At 53.2% G+C, this 14,244-nt stretch carries 12 protein-coding genes and 1 pseudogene; 9 read left to right on the top strand and 4 right to left on the bottom strand.

The window, feature by feature from the left end:
• Nucleotides 1-297 precede the first annotated feature (297 nt).
• Nucleotides 298-702 (top strand): DUF3592 domain-containing protein, encoded by a 405-nt coding sequence (locus tag WJU16_RS08585; RefSeq protein ID WP_341837910.1) that lies wholly within the window; start codon nt 298-300, stop codon nt 700-702.
• Nucleotides 703-727: 25 nt separating this feature from the next.
• Here the strand turns inward: WJU16_RS08585 and WJU16_RS08580 are convergent, their stop codons facing one another.
• The 3 genes from WJU16_RS08580 to WJU16_RS08570 form a co-directional block, all read right to left on the bottom strand.
• Entirely contained in the window at nt 728-2,050 is a 1,323-nt protein-coding gene (locus WJU16_RS08580) for a DEAD/DEAH box helicase (RefSeq protein ID WP_341837909.1), read from the bottom strand.
• Nucleotides 2,051-2,157: 107 nt separating this feature from the next.
• Entirely contained in the window at nt 2,158-2,511 is a 354-nt protein-coding gene (locus tag WJU16_RS08575; RefSeq protein ID WP_341837908.1) for an HPF/RaiA family ribosome-associated protein, read from the bottom strand.
• A gap of 116 nt (nt 2,512-2,627) precedes the next feature.
• On the bottom strand, nt 2,628-3,527 hold the full coding sequence (locus WJU16_RS08570; RefSeq protein WP_341837907.1) for an AraC family transcriptional regulator: 900 nt from the start codon (nt 3,525-3,527) through the stop codon (nt 2,628-2,630).
• Nucleotides 3,528-3,722: 195 nt separating this feature from the next.
• On the opposite strand from WJU16_RS08570, the gene WJU16_RS08565 reads away from it, so the two are divergent.
• The 8 genes and pseudogenes from WJU16_RS08565 (at nt 3,723) to WJU16_RS08525 (ending at nt 13,140) form a co-directional block, all read left to right on the top strand.
• A complete protein-coding gene (locus WJU16_RS08565) occupies nt 3,723-4,607 on the top strand; it encodes a sugar phosphate isomerase/epimerase (protein ID WP_341837906.1) in 885 nt (294 codons plus the stop codon).
• A 20-nt stretch (nt 4,608-4,627) separates the two neighbouring features.
• Nucleotides 4,628-5,794, top strand: a complete 1,167-nt coding sequence (locus WJU16_RS08560) for a mandelate racemase/muconate lactonizing enzyme family protein (RefSeq protein ID WP_341837905.1) — start codon at nt 4,628-4,630, stop codon at nt 5,792-5,794.
• An 11-nt stretch (nt 5,795-5,805) separates the two neighbouring features.
• Nucleotides 5,806-6,297 (top strand): VOC family protein, encoded by a 492-nt coding sequence (locus tag WJU16_RS08555; protein ID WP_341837904.1) that lies wholly within the window; start codon nt 5,806-5,808, stop codon nt 6,295-6,297.
• The gene (locus tag WJU16_RS08550; RefSeq protein WP_341837903.1) at nt 6,294-7,244 is read left to right on the top strand and encodes a hydroxyacid dehydrogenase; all 951 of its coding nucleotides are present in this window, start codon (nt 6,294-6,296) and stop codon (nt 7,242-7,244) included. The genes WJU16_RS08555 and WJU16_RS08550 overlap by 4 nt, the downstream gene beginning before the upstream one ends.
• 21 nt (nt 7,245-7,265) lie before the next feature.
• Nucleotides 7,266-8,120 (top strand): ThuA domain-containing protein, encoded by an 855-nt coding sequence (locus WJU16_RS08545; protein WP_341837902.1) that lies wholly within the window; start codon nt 7,266-7,268, stop codon nt 8,118-8,120.
• A gap of 17 nt (nt 8,121-8,137) precedes the next feature.
• Nucleotides 8,138-11,344, top strand: coding sequence for a PVC-type heme-binding CxxCH protein (locus WJU16_RS08540; protein WP_341837901.1), 3,207 nt, complete (start codon nt 8,138-8,140; stop codon nt 11,342-11,344).
• A 33-nt stretch (nt 11,345-11,377) separates the two neighbouring features.
• A pseudogene (locus WJU16_RS08530) lies at nt 11,378-12,612 on the top strand (MFS transporter).
• A gap of 207 nt (nt 12,613-12,819) precedes the next feature.
• Complete coding sequence (locus WJU16_RS08525) at nt 12,820-13,140, top strand: hypothetical protein (RefSeq protein ID WP_341837898.1); 321 nt, start codon at nt 12,820-12,822, stop codon at nt 13,138-13,140.
• A 3-nt stretch (nt 13,141-13,143) separates the two neighbouring features.
• Here WJU16_RS08525 and WJU16_RS08520 read toward each other — a convergent pair whose 3' ends face one another.
• Nucleotides 13,144-14,145 (bottom strand): LacI family DNA-binding transcriptional regulator, encoded by a 1,002-nt coding sequence (locus WJU16_RS08520; RefSeq protein WP_341837897.1) that lies wholly within the window; start codon nt 14,143-14,145, stop codon nt 13,144-13,146.
• Between the last annotated feature and the right edge of the window lie 99 nt (nt 14,146-14,244).

The following is a 14,244-nucleotide window of genomic DNA, read 5'->3' as shown; positions in this document are numbered from 1 at the left end:
ATTTATACTTTTCTCCGGAAAGAGGAAGTAACTTATAACGGAAAGGGAATGAGCAGAGCATCCAAACTTGATGGTGGACTGTTCGATTAGTTTAAATCTAATGTTCCCGAATAAGAAAGATTGCGTCGGGCATCAGATCGGAAATTGGCGATAAGTTGAAATACCATTCTATGAATCGACAGCAATAGACAACTGTACCTCGATTTACATCAAAAGCATTAATGAAGAGGTGAAGCGGTTTTTAAAAAAGTACCCGGAGAAGATACAACTTCACACTATAACCCCAATTACCCCATCATGATCATTCTTTACCTACTAATCATTATAATCAGCGCTATCCCGCTCTGGATAACGATCCGCTATGTCTGGCTAGAAGAACGAATCCGGCGTCACGGGAATGCAACGACCGGAACCGTTACCTACGTCCAAACTAACCGTTACCCGCGTGGCCCGGCGACAGACAGGGTATATGTCCGGTACGACAGCAGGATATCCGGTCAATACCATACTGCGTTCTTCGTATCGAAGCATGGGAAATACCGATCAGGGCAAGCTGTTCCGGTAAAGTATCTTCATGAAAAGCCCGATAAAATTGTCGTGGAAAAGGAAAGAGGTTATTGGATAATGCTCGTTTTCACCATCCTGTTGATGCTTTTCGTCTTTTTTGCAGTGTACAAAATCGATGAGATGATAAAAGGATAACGCATGACCGCCAACTGGTATCGTTTTATTTCGCAATACTAATTTTCACTTTCTTATTCTTGATCCGTTCGGATTGAATCAGTTGCAGGGCGGGACCGGCTTTCGATTTGCGAATGGCTACGAATGAAAAGAAGTCTTTCACTACTATGATACCAATATCTTCCTTTTTCAGTTTCCCTTTATGCGAAAGGAAACCGACGATATCCACTTTGTTCACTTTATCTTTTTTGCCCGCTGCGATGAACAGGGTGGTCCAATCCGGTTTTTGCGGCAATACTGCTTTCTCCGGCAGGCTGATGATTTCTGGCTCGGGTGAGATGAAAGAGGGGACCGTTTCGTGCGGCGCCAGTATCAGGATGGCGGTACCGCTGGCTTCCATCCGGGCAGTGCGGCCATTGCGGTGGGTAAACGTTTCGGGAGTATGGGGAAGCTGGTAATGGATCACATACCGGATGTTGGGGATATCCAGCCCGCGGGCCGCCAGGTCGGTGGTCACGAGAATATTGGACGTGCCGTTGCGGAATTTGCATAGCGCAACGTCCCTTTCCTGTTGCTCCAGCGCGCCATGATAAAACACATTCGGGATGCCTTCATTTTTCAGGTAAGCGCTTACCTGCTCCACAAATTCCCGCTGATTGCAGAAAATAATGGTGGAACGGTTGCCCAACGCGCAAATCAGCCTGAACAGGGTGTTGGATTTGTCTTCATCTTCACTCCGCACCATTTTAACCGCCAGGGCGAGCGACTGCTCCCCCTTCAGAAAGTTTATCTCAGCCGGTTGCCCCATGCCTACGAACGCCGGGATTTCCAAGGCTTCCGTGGCCGACGTGAGGATTCGTTTCTTCAGAACGGGAAGGGAACCGATAATGAAAGCCATTTCTTCTTCAAACCCCTCTTCCAGCGATTTATCAAATTCATCCAGCACCAATGTTTCGATATGCCCGGTTTGGATATTCCCCCTGCGGATATGGTCGGCCAACCGGCCCGGAGTCCCCACGATCAGCGCCGGGGCCTGCTTCAGATTGTTTTCCTCCGTTTCCCGCAAATGCCCGCCATAACAACAGGTGATTTTGAAACCCGTCTTCATTTTTTTGAAAACCTGTTCAATCTGTAACGCCAGTTCGCGGGAAGGAACAATGATCATTGCCTGGCTTACAGGCTGGTTTTCTTTCAGCAACAGCGCCACAGGCAACAGGAAGGCCAGCGTTTTGCCGGAACCGGTGTCGGCCAGCAATACCACGTCGTTTGCCGTCTTGTTTATTTCCAGCGATGCCTGCTGCATCTCGTTCAATGCCTTGATTTGCAAATGCGCCAGGGCATCGGAAACGGAGAAAGAAGATGGATTCATCCGGCAAAAGTACGTCAATTTCACCCAATCCTCCCCATCCATAGAAACCAGTAGCAGGTAAGCCATGCCGTAAACAAAAAGCCACGCAACCCTGCGTGGCTTTTTGTTTACAGTTTACCGGCTTTTCTCGCCGTAACTGTCCTGTTGGGTATTTTCAGCAGTTTGGATTTCTGCAGTTGCGTCTTCCGTATCCTCAACCGGCTTTTCGCCGCGTCTGCCGCTTTCAATATGGCGTCTTCAAAAATGAAGGAATTGGCTTTCACATATTCGTCTTTTCCGGGAATCCGCATGTTCAATATGCAGATGATATTCTCCCGCGTCCCGCGCGGCTTGCTTTCGATCGTCACTTCCACTTCCTGCAAATCTTTAAAGTATTTGTCAAGATCTCCGAGCTTCAAAGTAATAAATGCCTTTAAGGAAGGACTGATTTTATGTCCGGGCGACTCGATTCTAAACTTCATAACACTATTGTTTTGATCTACTTAAAGCTAGATAAAATACATCGTAAGTAGTTGTTATGAAATCAGATAGCTGGATGATTGGAATCATCGGATAAAACGGGCGATGTATACTTGGCTCAATCCGCGGCCCGCAAAAACGGCGCGTCCGCATTGCTGACGATAAACACTTTCCGGAAATCCCGCGGCGTCATGCCCTGGTGGATCCTGAACTGGCGGTTGAAATACGAAACATTGTCAAACCCGCAGGCATAACAAATATCCGTGATACTGTCGTCTTTCCCGATCAGCAAACGGGTAGCATGGCTGATCCTGATCTCATTGACGAACTGCGAGAACGTTTTATGGGTGTTCCTTTTGAAGTACCGGCAGAAAGCGGCTTCACTCATGCATGCCAGTGACGCGGCGGTTTGTATATCCACGCCGAGCCGGTAATTCTCGAATACATAATTAAATATGGAAGAAAGCTTCTCGGCGTCGCTTTCCTTATACTGGATCTTCCGGCTGTCGTCGGTAATTGTCGCAGTTTGTTCCTTTACGTGCTGGCTTAACTCCTCCAGGATCTGCAACAACACGATGAGGTTTTTCATCTGCTGGTTCGGTTGAAAGCGCAGGAAAAGCTGGCTGAGCGCCTGATGGTTACCGCCGAACCGGATACCATATACTGACCGCTGCAGGAGCGTTTTTATATTCCGTAGCTCCAGCGTCCCGAAGAAATCCTTCCCCATAAAATCTTCCTCAAACTGCACCACGATGGCATGCACATTTTCCCCCTTGCCGGGCGGTAACTGGTTGTTGGAAAAACAATGCACCAGGCCAGGACCGAACATGAAAATATCGCCTTCCCGGTAATTCAACATCTTGTCGCCCACATACACCTGCCCGGAACTCTTGACGATCAGGGTAACTTCATAACCCCGATGGAAATGGAAAGTATTGGTGAAATGCGGCTGGCAGAATTCCTTGATGCCGAAACTGGCATCCTCCGAAGTGGATATATGCCGGTAAGAAACTTTCATCTGGCCTATTTTAGTACAATAATCGTTTTTTAAAGGATGAAAATCCGATTAAAGTAAATATAGTATCGAAAATTGGCAAATGAAGTACTTTTATTTCAACGGTATCCGGGATAAGTTTGTAATAATAGCTTTACGCCTGACAGTCAACACGGTAATAATCCACGAAACCATCAAACTCACTTTATACAACCCGCTATGGAACTTGCGATACACAATTGGATGCGCGCAGAAACGATTGCCACCACAATCCGGAGAATCGCCGCGCAAGGGTACACCCGCTTTGAAATTGCCGGCAGCCCCGAGCAATACGATACCACGGAAGTCCGCAAACTGCTGAAGGAAAATAATGTCCGCTGCTGGGGTTCCGTGACCCTGATGCTGGGGCAGCGCAACCTGCTCGCCAAAAACGAAGCCCAGCGCGCCGCCTCGGTGCAATATGTAAAGGATGTGGTGAAAATGGTGAAGGAACTGGATGGACAGATGGTGTCCGTGGTGCCTGGTACCGTCGGGAAGCTCGTACCGGATGGCCGGCCCGAGGAAGAATGGCAATGGGCTGTGGATGCTATGAAGGAAATCTACGCCTACAGCGAATCGGTAGGGATCGTATTGGGGATAGAGCCCATCAACCGGTTCGAAACCTACTTCATCAACCGGGCCGACCAGGCGCTGGCGCTTGCCGCCGCCACCGGCCCCAATTGCGGCGTATGCCTCGATACCTTCCATATGAATATCGAGGAAGTTGACATGTTCGCCGCCATCCGCAACGCCGCGCCCAAACTGGCCGGTTTCCACGTGGCCGACAATAACAGGATGGCCCCGGGCATGGGGAACCTCGACTGGCAAAAAATTGTCCAAACCCTCCGGGAAGTCAACTACGACAAAGTGCTGTCGGTTGAGTTCTGCGCCCCGCTCGACAGGACGCCGGCCAATCCTTTCCCCGGCTCCATCGACGAAATGCCGGAAAACCTTTCCCCTGAACAGGAGAAATTCCTGGTCGACCATGGCAGCTCTTCCGTGACGGAAGAATTTTATTCCATGCTCACCCGCGAATCTTACAATACATTATCAAAACTTATTTAAAAAGCGGTTAATTCCAATACATGAAAATTGCGAACGTAGAAGCGTTTTGGTTACGCTGTCCCATTCCTAAAGAGAAGCAGCATGCCTCGGATTATGGCCTGCTGACGAATTTTGATATGACTTTGGTCGTGATTACGACAGACGAAGGCCTCCAGGGCTTTGGCGAAGCCAAAGCGGCGGTAGGCTCCTCAGGCGTTTGCGCTTCCATTGTAAATTGTGTGGAAAATGAACTGAAGCCCTTGCTGGTGGGTAAATCCGTTAACAACGTCACCCGCCTTTGGGAAGAAATGTACAACGGCACCCGCGACCATTATGCTTTGTCGAGAGGCCGGAAGTTCCCCATCCTCGGCCGCCGCGGCCTCACCGTTTCCGCCATGAGCGGGATCGACACCGCGCTGTGGGATCTGAAAGGGAAAATGCTGGGCGTGCCTGTCCTCGATCTCCTCGGCGGCGCCTGTCGCGATCAGATGCCGGCATATGCCAGCGGCGGATGGGCGGATGTCAATAATATCGGGGCGCAGCTGAAAGGATATGTGGACAAAGGTTTCCGTGGCGTGAAAATGCGGGTAGGGGTGATGGATGACAGCGTGCAGAAGAGCATCGACCGGGTGAAAGCCGCCAGGGCCGTGCTCGAACCGGATATCAAGCTGATGGTGGATGCACACGGGACTTACAGCGTGCCCGAAGCCAAGCAGTTCTGCCGAGGCGTGGAAGACTGCAACGTTTACTGGTTCGAAGAGCCCATCAGTCCGGATAACAAACAGGGAACCGCCGAAGTGAGAGCGTCTACCTGCATCCCCATCGCTGCCGGAGAAAGTGAATATACCAGTTTCGATATCCACGACCTGTTGCAGATCCGGGCGGTGGATGTGATCCAGCCGGATGCGGCCATCATCGGCGGTATTTCGGAAGCTATGCGCGCCGGGCACCTCGCTTGCGCGCACCAGGTGGAACTGGCGCCGCATTGCTGGGGCTCCGCCTTTTCCTTCATGGCGGGGCTGACCGTGGCATTTGCTTCCCCGTCTGCCACCATCATCGAGTTCTCGCTGGGCGGAAACCCGATGATGTATGATCTTGTCAAAGAAAAAATTACCGTCACCAACGGATCAATCGCCGCACCAACGGCACCTGGCCTGGGCATGACCCCGGATTGGGATTTTGTACGCGAATTCAAACAGGGCGTTTAAAAAAATATTTTATGGCTAAGGCAATCAAAATTAACCACGTTACACTGATTGTGGACAACCTCGAAAAAGCAGGTGCATTTTATGAGCAGGAACTGGGCCTGGAGAAGCTTCCCGCTTTCCGGTTCGATTACCCGGTAATGTTTTTCAAGTTCAACGACGAGCAGCAGTTGCACCTCTCGGAGTGGGACGACCGCACCTCTTTCCGCGGGCACATCTGTGTGCAGGTGGATGATTTTAACCGCATCTTTTTCCGTATGAAGGAATTGGGGGTGATCGATGTGAACCCCTGGGGCAAGGTTCGCAAGCTGCCCGATGGCGCGATGCAGATGTTCGTCCGCGACCCCGCCGGCAACCTGGTGGAGCTTTCTTCCGCGCCGGGCGCTGCAATCGATCCGGCTATTTTCAAAGATGAACTGTATGAGGAAGGTTTGTATGTTTCAGGGCGGAACGATTTCCGGGGCGACCGGTCCGACGACGCCACTTTATACCATAAACAGCCATGAGGAAAAACGTATTGCTGCTGGAGACCGTCGCCGAAGCTGCTTTGGCCGTGCTGCACGAACATGTGAACGTATTCACCGGGTATGACCTAGCCAGTCGCGACGCTGTTGTGGCGGAGGCGGATATCCATGCCGTTATCACCCGGGGGAAGATGAAGGTGGACGATGCGCTGATGGCCGCTTGTCCGCACCTGGAAGCAGTGGCCCGCTGCGGAGTGGGGTTGGATAATGTGGATGTGTCCGCCGCTTCGGCGAGGAAAATCCGCGTGATCAACGCGCCGGGGAGCAATGCGGGCACTATCGCGGAACATACGCTCGCGCTCATGCTGATGCTCAGGCGTGATCTTTACACGTCGGTAGAAAAGGTGAAGCAGGAAGACTGGAACTGGCGCAATCAATACGCAGGCGATGAGCTGGATGGCAAAACGCTCGGCATCCTCGGCATGGGTAATATCGGGAAGCGCGTGGCCCGCCTGGCCAGCGCGTTCGGGATGGAAGTCGTGTACTGGAGCCGGTCGGCGCAGGACCTGCCTTACCAGTATCTGCCGTTGGAGGAAGTGTTGCGGCAATCGGATATAATCAGCCTCCATCTTCCGCTGGAAAGCGGGCTGGGCAACCTGATCGGAAAGGCGGAGCTGGCATCCATGAAGCCCGGCGCCTTGCTCGTGAATACCGCCAGGGGCGCGCTGGTAGACCATGCCGCTCTGCTGGAAGCCTTGAACGAAGGAGCCATCGCCGGTTTTGCGGCGGATGTGCTACCCGATGAGCCGCCGGTACAGAATCTTGCACTGGTACGGCATCCCCGTGTGCTGGTAACGCCGCATTCCGCGAGCCTGACCGCCACCACTTACCGGAAAATGTGCCTGTCCACGGTAAACAATGTAATAGCGCTCCTTTCCGGCCGGGAACCGGAAAAGGAAAGCGTTTTCAATAGAAACACGTTTGTATGATAACCATAAATCCCTGTTAAAATGAATACTTTCTGTTTTGGATTATTATTGACACTGGGAGGTTTGTTCTGCTCCGAACCCACCCAGAAAGCTAAAAAGCCGCTGGTCGTGTTTGTCTGCGGAGACCATGAATATAGTGGCGAAGAAACCCTGCCCATCGTGGCGGCGGAGCTGGAGAAAAATTACGGCATGAGAACCATCGTGCTCAAATCTTCCCCGGATCACAACAGCGAAGAAAACATCCCCGGGCTGGAAGCCTTGAAGGATGCGGACCTGGCGGTGTTCTACCTGCGATGGAGAAGGCTGCCGGCTGATCAGCTGGCGCATATCGATGCTTATCTGAAGTCCGGTAAACCCGTGATGGGCTTCCGCACCACTACGCATGCTTTCAATTTTCCCGCCGGCCACCCCAGTGCAAAATGGAACGCCTTCGGCGAATTCGCCCTGAACACCCCTCCGGGCTGGGGAGGCAAAGCCAAACATACGCACTACGGCCACAGCAGCAGCACCGATGTGAGCATCGTACCCGCTGAAGCGGCAAATCCTATTCTGACGGGCGTGTCGAAAGACTGGCACGTGCGCTCCTGGCTCTATCACGTGGTGCCGGATTACCCGGTCAAAGGATCAACAACCCTGCTGACGGGCAAAGCGGTGAACCCGGAAAGAATGGCAGTGGAAAATCCCGTGGCCTGGACCGGCACCAATTCCTTCGGCGGAAAAATTTTTATGACCACGCTTGGCCATCCTGAAGATTTCAGGGTTGAGTCCTTTCAGCGCCTCGTGATCAATGCCATTCACGATGAGCTGGGCCTCAAGGTGCCGAAGAAATGGAAAGGTAAAATGGACATCCAGGTTCCTTACCGGGTTGCTAAATAGATAAATCACCGGAGACCATGAGATTACTCAAAATCAGCGTACTGTTATTACTGGCGGTAACGCCTGTCGTAATATTAAACGCATTCAGAACCAAACAGCCTGCCGCGCTGCCGCTCGCGAAGGGCGCCCGCATCGCGATGATCGGTAATAACCTGGGTGCCAGGATGATCTATTTCGATAACCTGGAAACGGAACTGCAGCTCCGCTTCCCGGCGCATGAGCTGTTTATCCGCAATATGTGCGACGCGGGAGAAACACCTGGCTTCCGGCCGCATTCGGGCCGCGTGTCGCCATTTGCTTTTCCCGGCGCCGAAAAATTCCAGGTGCAAAGGGCCAACCTCATCAAAAGCAAAACCGAACCGGGAAAACTGGAACTGAACGAAAACCACCCCGGCGAAGGCACTTTCGAAACACCCGACGAATGGCTCACCCGCCTGAAAACGGATGTGATCATTTCTTTTTTCGGGTTTAATGAATCGTTCTCCGGAGAAGCCGGCCTCGCCAACTTCAAAGCGGAACTCAACGCCTTCGTCAAATGGACGCTGAAACAACGCTATAACGGCGTTTCCGCCCCGCAGCTCGTGCTCGTTTCTCCCATTGCATTCGAAAACCTGTCGGATACCCGCGACCTCCCGGATGGCCGCAAGGAAAATAAAAACCTCGCGCTGTACGCCAACGCTATGAAGGAAATCGCGGCGCTGAACAAAGTGCTGTTCGTGGACGTGTTCAATCCTTCCCGCAAATGGTACGACGCGTCCGAATCACCGCTGACTATCGACGGCTCCCAGTTGAATGCAGCCGGATATCAAAAACTTTCCACCTTCCTGGCCGATGCCATTTTCGGGGAAGGGAACCCCAGGGCCGGCGCCGACAGGCAACTGGTGAACGATGCGGTGGCGGAAAAGAACTGGATGTGGCTGTACGATTATAAAGTTCCCAACGGCGTCCACGTCTATGGCCGCAGGTATCAGCCTTACGGACCGGACAACTTCCCTGCGGAAATTAAAAAGACCCGCGAGCTCACCGCTATCCGCGACACCGCGATCTGGCTGGCGGCTTCCAAAGGTGAGAAAATGGACCTGGAAGCGGCGGATAAACACACCACCGTTCTCCCGGAAATCAAAACCAACTACACCGACAATAACAAGAACGGAAACCTGTCTTACCGTTATGGGCAAGACGCCGTAAGCACCCTGAAAGTGCCACCTGGCTATAAGGTGGACCTCTTCGCTTCGGAATCGGAATTCAGCGAACTGGCGAAACCCGTGCAGCTTTCGTTCGACAATAAAGGGCGTTTGTGGGTGGCCACGATGCCTACCTATCCGCAATACAAACCCGGCGATCCCAAACCCAACGACAAAATCATCATCCTGGAAGATACCGACAACGACGGAAAGGCCGACAAACAAACGGTTTTCGCCGACGGATTGCATCTGCCGCTGGGATTTGAAATGGCGTCGGAAGGGGTGTACGTGGGGCAGGGGAGCAACCTGGTATTGTTAAAAGATACAGATGGAGATGGCAAGGCCGACAAGAAGGAAATTCTGCTCAGCGGATTCGATGATCATGATTCGCACCACGGCAATCACGCATTTACGACGGATGGTTCCGGTGCGATTTATTCGGGTGAAGGGGTATTCCTCAGCTCGAACATCGAAACATCTTATGGTCCAATTTACGCGACCAATGGTGGTTTTTACCGGTACGATCCGCTGCGCATGAAGCTGGAACGTACGGCGCAGCTGCGCATCCCCAATCCCTGGGGCATCGCTTTCGACGACTGGGGGCAACCCTTTTTCGCCGAAACGTCGTCGCCGGATGTGCGCTGGATGCTGCCCGGAACGATTTTGCCAAGATATGGCCAGGCCACGCATAAATCCGAACAGCTCGTCGAAGAGAAGCACCTGGTGCGCCCCACATCGGGGATCGAATTCGTTTCCAGCCGCCACTTTCCGGACAGCGTGCAGGGCGACCTGCTGATCAACAATACCATCGGGTTCCTGGGGATCAAACAACACACCATGCAGGATGCCGGTACGGGTTACAAAAGCCGTTTCCGGATGGATCTGCTGAAAGGCGATGACCCGAATTTCCGGCCGGTAGACCTGGAGTTTGCGCCGGACGGTTCTTTGTACGTGGTGGACTGGCATAACATCCTCATCGGGCACATGCAGCATAACGCGCGCGATCCGCTGCGCGACCACTCGCATGGCAGGATTTACCGCATCACATATCCTTCCCGGCCATTGGTGAAACCGGCGAACATCGACGGTGCCGAAATCGACGAACTGCTGGAAAACCTGAAACTGCCGGAGTACCGTACCCGTTACAGGACCCGCCGGGAACTGCGGGGAAGGGACGTGAGCGCCGTCCGGGCCAAACTCGGTCCCTGGGCCGCCAGCCTGGATGCGAAGGACCCGCGATACGAGCACCATATACTGGAAGCGCTGTGGGTAAGTCAGGGAACGGGGAAAGTGGACCAGCAGTTGCTGAAACGGTCCCTGAAAGCGAAAGACTATCATGTAAGGGCCGCGGCGGTACAGGTATTGCGCTATGTCGGGCAACAGATCCCGGACCAGGCGGCGTTGATGATGGCGGCCGCCAGGGACCAGCACAGCCGCGTCCGTTTGTCCGCCATCGTGGCGGCATCGTGGATGAGTAAGGAAGCGGGATTGCCCATTTTGACGGCAGCCGGGAAATTCCAGATGGATAAATGGACGATCCATGCCTATAAAACGGCCGTTGCGCACCTGAAAGGGCTGAACGTTCCCAAAGAAGTGGAGGTGAAAAAGAAAACAGCCCTGCAGGGCGCGGAGCTGGCCATGTTCAACAAGGGAAAATTGATTTACAATAAAGAAGGTTACTGCGTTACCTGTCATCAGGCAGATGGGAAGGGGCTTGTGGCTGCGGGGTTCCCGCCGCTGGGTGGCACGGCCTGGGTGAACGGGAACGATGAGCGGCTGATCAAGCTGGTGCTCAAGGGACTGGTAGGGCCCATTTTCGTGAAAGGCAAGCAATACCCCGGCCAGGTGCCCATGACGCCTTTCGGCGGTTTACTGAAAGATGATGAGGTGGCGGCGGTGCTGACTTACGTCCGGAATTCATTCGGCAATAGCGGGGGAAGCATCACGGTAGAACAGGTAAAAAAGATTAGAAAGGCCACGGAAAATAAAAAAGATTTATATTCCACAACGCAATTGCTCAAAGAACACCCTATGCAATAAGAGTAATTGGCCTAAATCTAAAATTTCAGCGTTATGAACAACAAACTAAGATTGTTTTATGGCAGTTGTTTTGCCCTCATTACTACTGCATTTTCATTCAGCATCAGGGCGGGTATCCTCCCGCAGCTGGCGGAAACCTTCCAGCTGAACGCCACGCAGCTGGGTTTCATCAATTCGATGTGGTTCCTGGGCTTCCCGATTTCCATGGTTATCGGTGGTCTTTTTTATTATCAGATAGGGCCCAAGCGGATCATGATCTTTGCTTTTTTCGCGCATACGCTGGGTATCCTCCTCACAATTTATTCCGGGGGATATACCGGGTTGTTGATCTCCACGCTGTTGCTGGGATTAGGGAACGGTTGTACCGAAGCGGCGTGTAATCCCATGATTGCGGACAGTTATACCGGCAGGCAGATGAATACCCTGCTGAACCGGTTCCATATGTGGTTCCCGGGGGGATCGTGATCGGGAGCCTGGTGTCCCTGGGCATGACAAACCTGAACCTGGGATGGGAAGCACAAATATGGATCATCCTGTTGCCGACTTTAGTGTATGCCTGGCTGTTCTATGGCCAGGAATTTCCGAAGCCGCATCACAAGGAGAGCATTTCGGTGGTAGAGAACCTGAAAGCAATGGCCACGCCGCTTTTCATTTTTATCGCCGCCTGCATGACGCTCACCGCCATCAGTGAATTCGGCCCCCAACAATGGACCGGCATCATCATGGCATCCAGCGGTGCCGAACCGATGGTGATCCTGGCGCTGGTAACGGGTTTGATGGCAGTAGGAAGATATTTTGGCGGAGGGATCGTGGGCAAGTTCGACCAAACGGGCGTGCTCCTGGGTTCCGCCATCTTCACCACCATCGGCATCTACCTGTTCAGTACGGTAACCGGCGGCATGGTGTATGTGGCAGCGATTCTCTTTGCAGTGGGCGTTTGTTATTTCTGGCCGAATATGATTGGCTTCGTTGCCGAGAAAATCCCCAAAAGCGGTGCCTTCGGCATGTCTGTAGTAGGTGCCTTCGGCATGTTCTCCACCTCCATGTGGAACCCCGTGATCGGCGGATGGATCGACGAAGGACGGGTGAGGGCGGCGGCCAACGGATTGAGCGGCGCCGAGCTGGAACTGGCCGCAGGCCAGGAAACCATGAAATACATGATCATCTTCCCGGCTGTGTTGATCGTGTTGTTCACCTTGCTCTGGTTCTGGGTGAAGCGGAGCAAACCTGCAGCGAAATCCGCAGCACAACCCGCGGCGCATCATTAAGCTTCCCGGTTATAAGGCTATCTGATATTTGAGCGGCCCGCGCATTGCGCGGGCCGCTGTATTTTACAGCGCCCGCCGCATTCCAGGCGCGGATTCCGGCAGGCAGCTGAAAAAGGGTACCGTATCCATTACCTCGAATCCGCCCTGATCTTCGACGAGAAAATCGCCAAAATCGATTACTGGTATATTTCTGTCTGGCAAAACCTGTTGTTCCCTCGGTTGCTGCTGCTGCTCGCCACCTTCCTGATCGCTGCGCTATACCTGGTTTTCAGTACCTGGTTCACCATTCATTATTATTACTGGCTAACTTTGCTGGGCATGTGCTGCCTCAGTTTGCTGCTGCCGCTGCCCTGGAAATTTTATACGCGGTTCTTGTTCCGCGCGGTGTGCTATCTGCCCTGGGCGATGCTCCTCACGTTTTTACTGGTTTTCCGGTTGAAGAAAGCCAACAGTTCATTCATTCACACACCGCATCACACAACCGGCGTCGATAATGTGCTGTTTGACGGTAAATGGCCGCATCCCTGATATTCAACCGCTCGATACCCGCTCCGTCAGCTCAGCGCTCACCACCACTTCCATCTCCGCACGCTTCCCCGCCATCAGCTTCATCAGCAATCCCGCCGCCTTCGCTCCCATTTCGAATGCCGGCTGGGTGACGGTGGACAACGACGGCTGCAATATTCCCGCGATCTCCAAACTGGAAAAGCAGATTAACTTTACATCTTCCGGGATGCGCAGCGATAGCTCGTTACAGGCCTGGTATACGAGGGGCGCTAATTTCTCCACGGCCGCCACGATGCCATCCGGACGGTCTTTCTGGCGAAGCAGTTTTTTAATGGCAAGCAGGTTTTGCTGTTGGCCTGCACCGCAGGAAAGGATGTCTTTCGCTTTGGGCTGATAGTGGTTCTCCCGGAGCGCGGCTTCGTAACCGGCCAACCGGTCGGCGCTGATCGACAACTGCGGGGAAAGCCCCAGGAAAGCGATCCGGCGGCAGCCGTGGTCCAGCAGCAATTGCGTGGCGTTGCGGGCGCTGGCGGCATCGTCGGTAACGACTTTGGGCGCGGGAACGTCCGGCAGCACGCGGTCGAAAAGCACGACGGGTACGCCCTGGTCCATCAGTCCCCGGATATGCGCGCCGGACTCCGTGGTACCGGAAACCGATATCAGCACACCGTCGACGCGCCCGTTATGGAACGCTTTCAGGATATCCTGCTCGTCTTTGTAATCTTCATGCGTCAGGCAAATAATGGAATGGTACCCCTTCTCTTTCGTCACCGAAGTAATGCCGTTGATCGCCAGCGAGAAGAAGCTGTCCGCCACTTCGGGGATCACGATGGCGATGTTCCGGCTCTTGCGGCCCCGGAGGCTGCTGGCGTAAGGGTTGGGGGAGTAGTTCAGCCGCGCGGCCAGTTCCAGGACCCTGCGCTTGGTGGCGTCGCTGATCTCATGGCTGTCCCGCAACGCTTTCGAGATCGTTGATACCGAGAGCCGTAGCTCCCGGGCAAGGGCTTTTATGGTGACCTGCCGCATGTTTTTACGAAACCGGTTTCGTAAATAAAGGAAGGGAAATCATTACCAATATCTGCGGAATAACCGAAATTATAGAGCAGATTCCACTCATTTAAACTA

The organism is Chitinophaga pollutisoli, from assembly GCF_038396755.1.
In the GTDB taxonomy this organism is placed as follows: domain Bacteria; phylum Bacteroidota; class Bacteroidia; order Chitinophagales; family Chitinophagaceae; genus Chitinophaga; species Chitinophaga pollutisoli.
Note: the sequence above shows the minus strand (reverse complement) of the source record. Positions and strands in the feature narration are given on the sequence as shown.

Coding starts and splice junctions, on each gene's coding strand:
- WJU16_RS08585 (WP_341837910.1), top strand. CDS start 298: ATGATCATTCTTTACCTACTAATCATTATAATCAGCGCTATCCCGCTC.
- WJU16_RS08580 (WP_341837909.1), bottom strand. CDS start 2,050: ATGAATCCATCTTCTTTCTCCGTTTCCGATGCCCTGGCGCATTTGCAA.
- WJU16_RS08575 (WP_341837908.1), bottom strand. CDS start 2,511: ATGAAGTTTAGAATCGAGTCGCCCGGACATAAAATCAGTCCTTCCTTA.
- WJU16_RS08570 (WP_341837907.1), bottom strand. CDS start 3,527: ATGAAAGTTTCTTACCGGCATATATCCACTTCGGAGGATGCCAGTTTC.
- WJU16_RS08565 (WP_341837906.1), top strand. CDS start 3,723: ATGGAACTTGCGATACACAATTGGATGCGCGCAGAAACGATTGCCACC.
- WJU16_RS08560 (WP_341837905.1), top strand. CDS start 4,628: ATGAAAATTGCGAACGTAGAAGCGTTTTGGTTACGCTGTCCCATTCCT.
- WJU16_RS08555 (WP_341837904.1), top strand. CDS start 5,806: ATGGCTAAGGCAATCAAAATTAACCACGTTACACTGATTGTGGACAAC.
- WJU16_RS08550 (WP_341837903.1), top strand. CDS start 6,294: ATGAGGAAAAACGTATTGCTGCTGGAGACCGTCGCCGAAGCTGCTTTG.
- WJU16_RS08545 (WP_341837902.1), top strand. CDS start 7,266: ATGAATACTTTCTGTTTTGGATTATTATTGACACTGGGAGGTTTGTTC.
- WJU16_RS08540 (WP_341837901.1), top strand. CDS start 8,138: ATGAGATTACTCAAAATCAGCGTACTGTTATTACTGGCGGTAACGCCT.
- WJU16_RS08520 (WP_341837897.1), bottom strand. CDS start 14,145: ATGCGGCAGGTCACCATAAAAGCCCTTGCCCGGGAGCTACGGCTCTCG.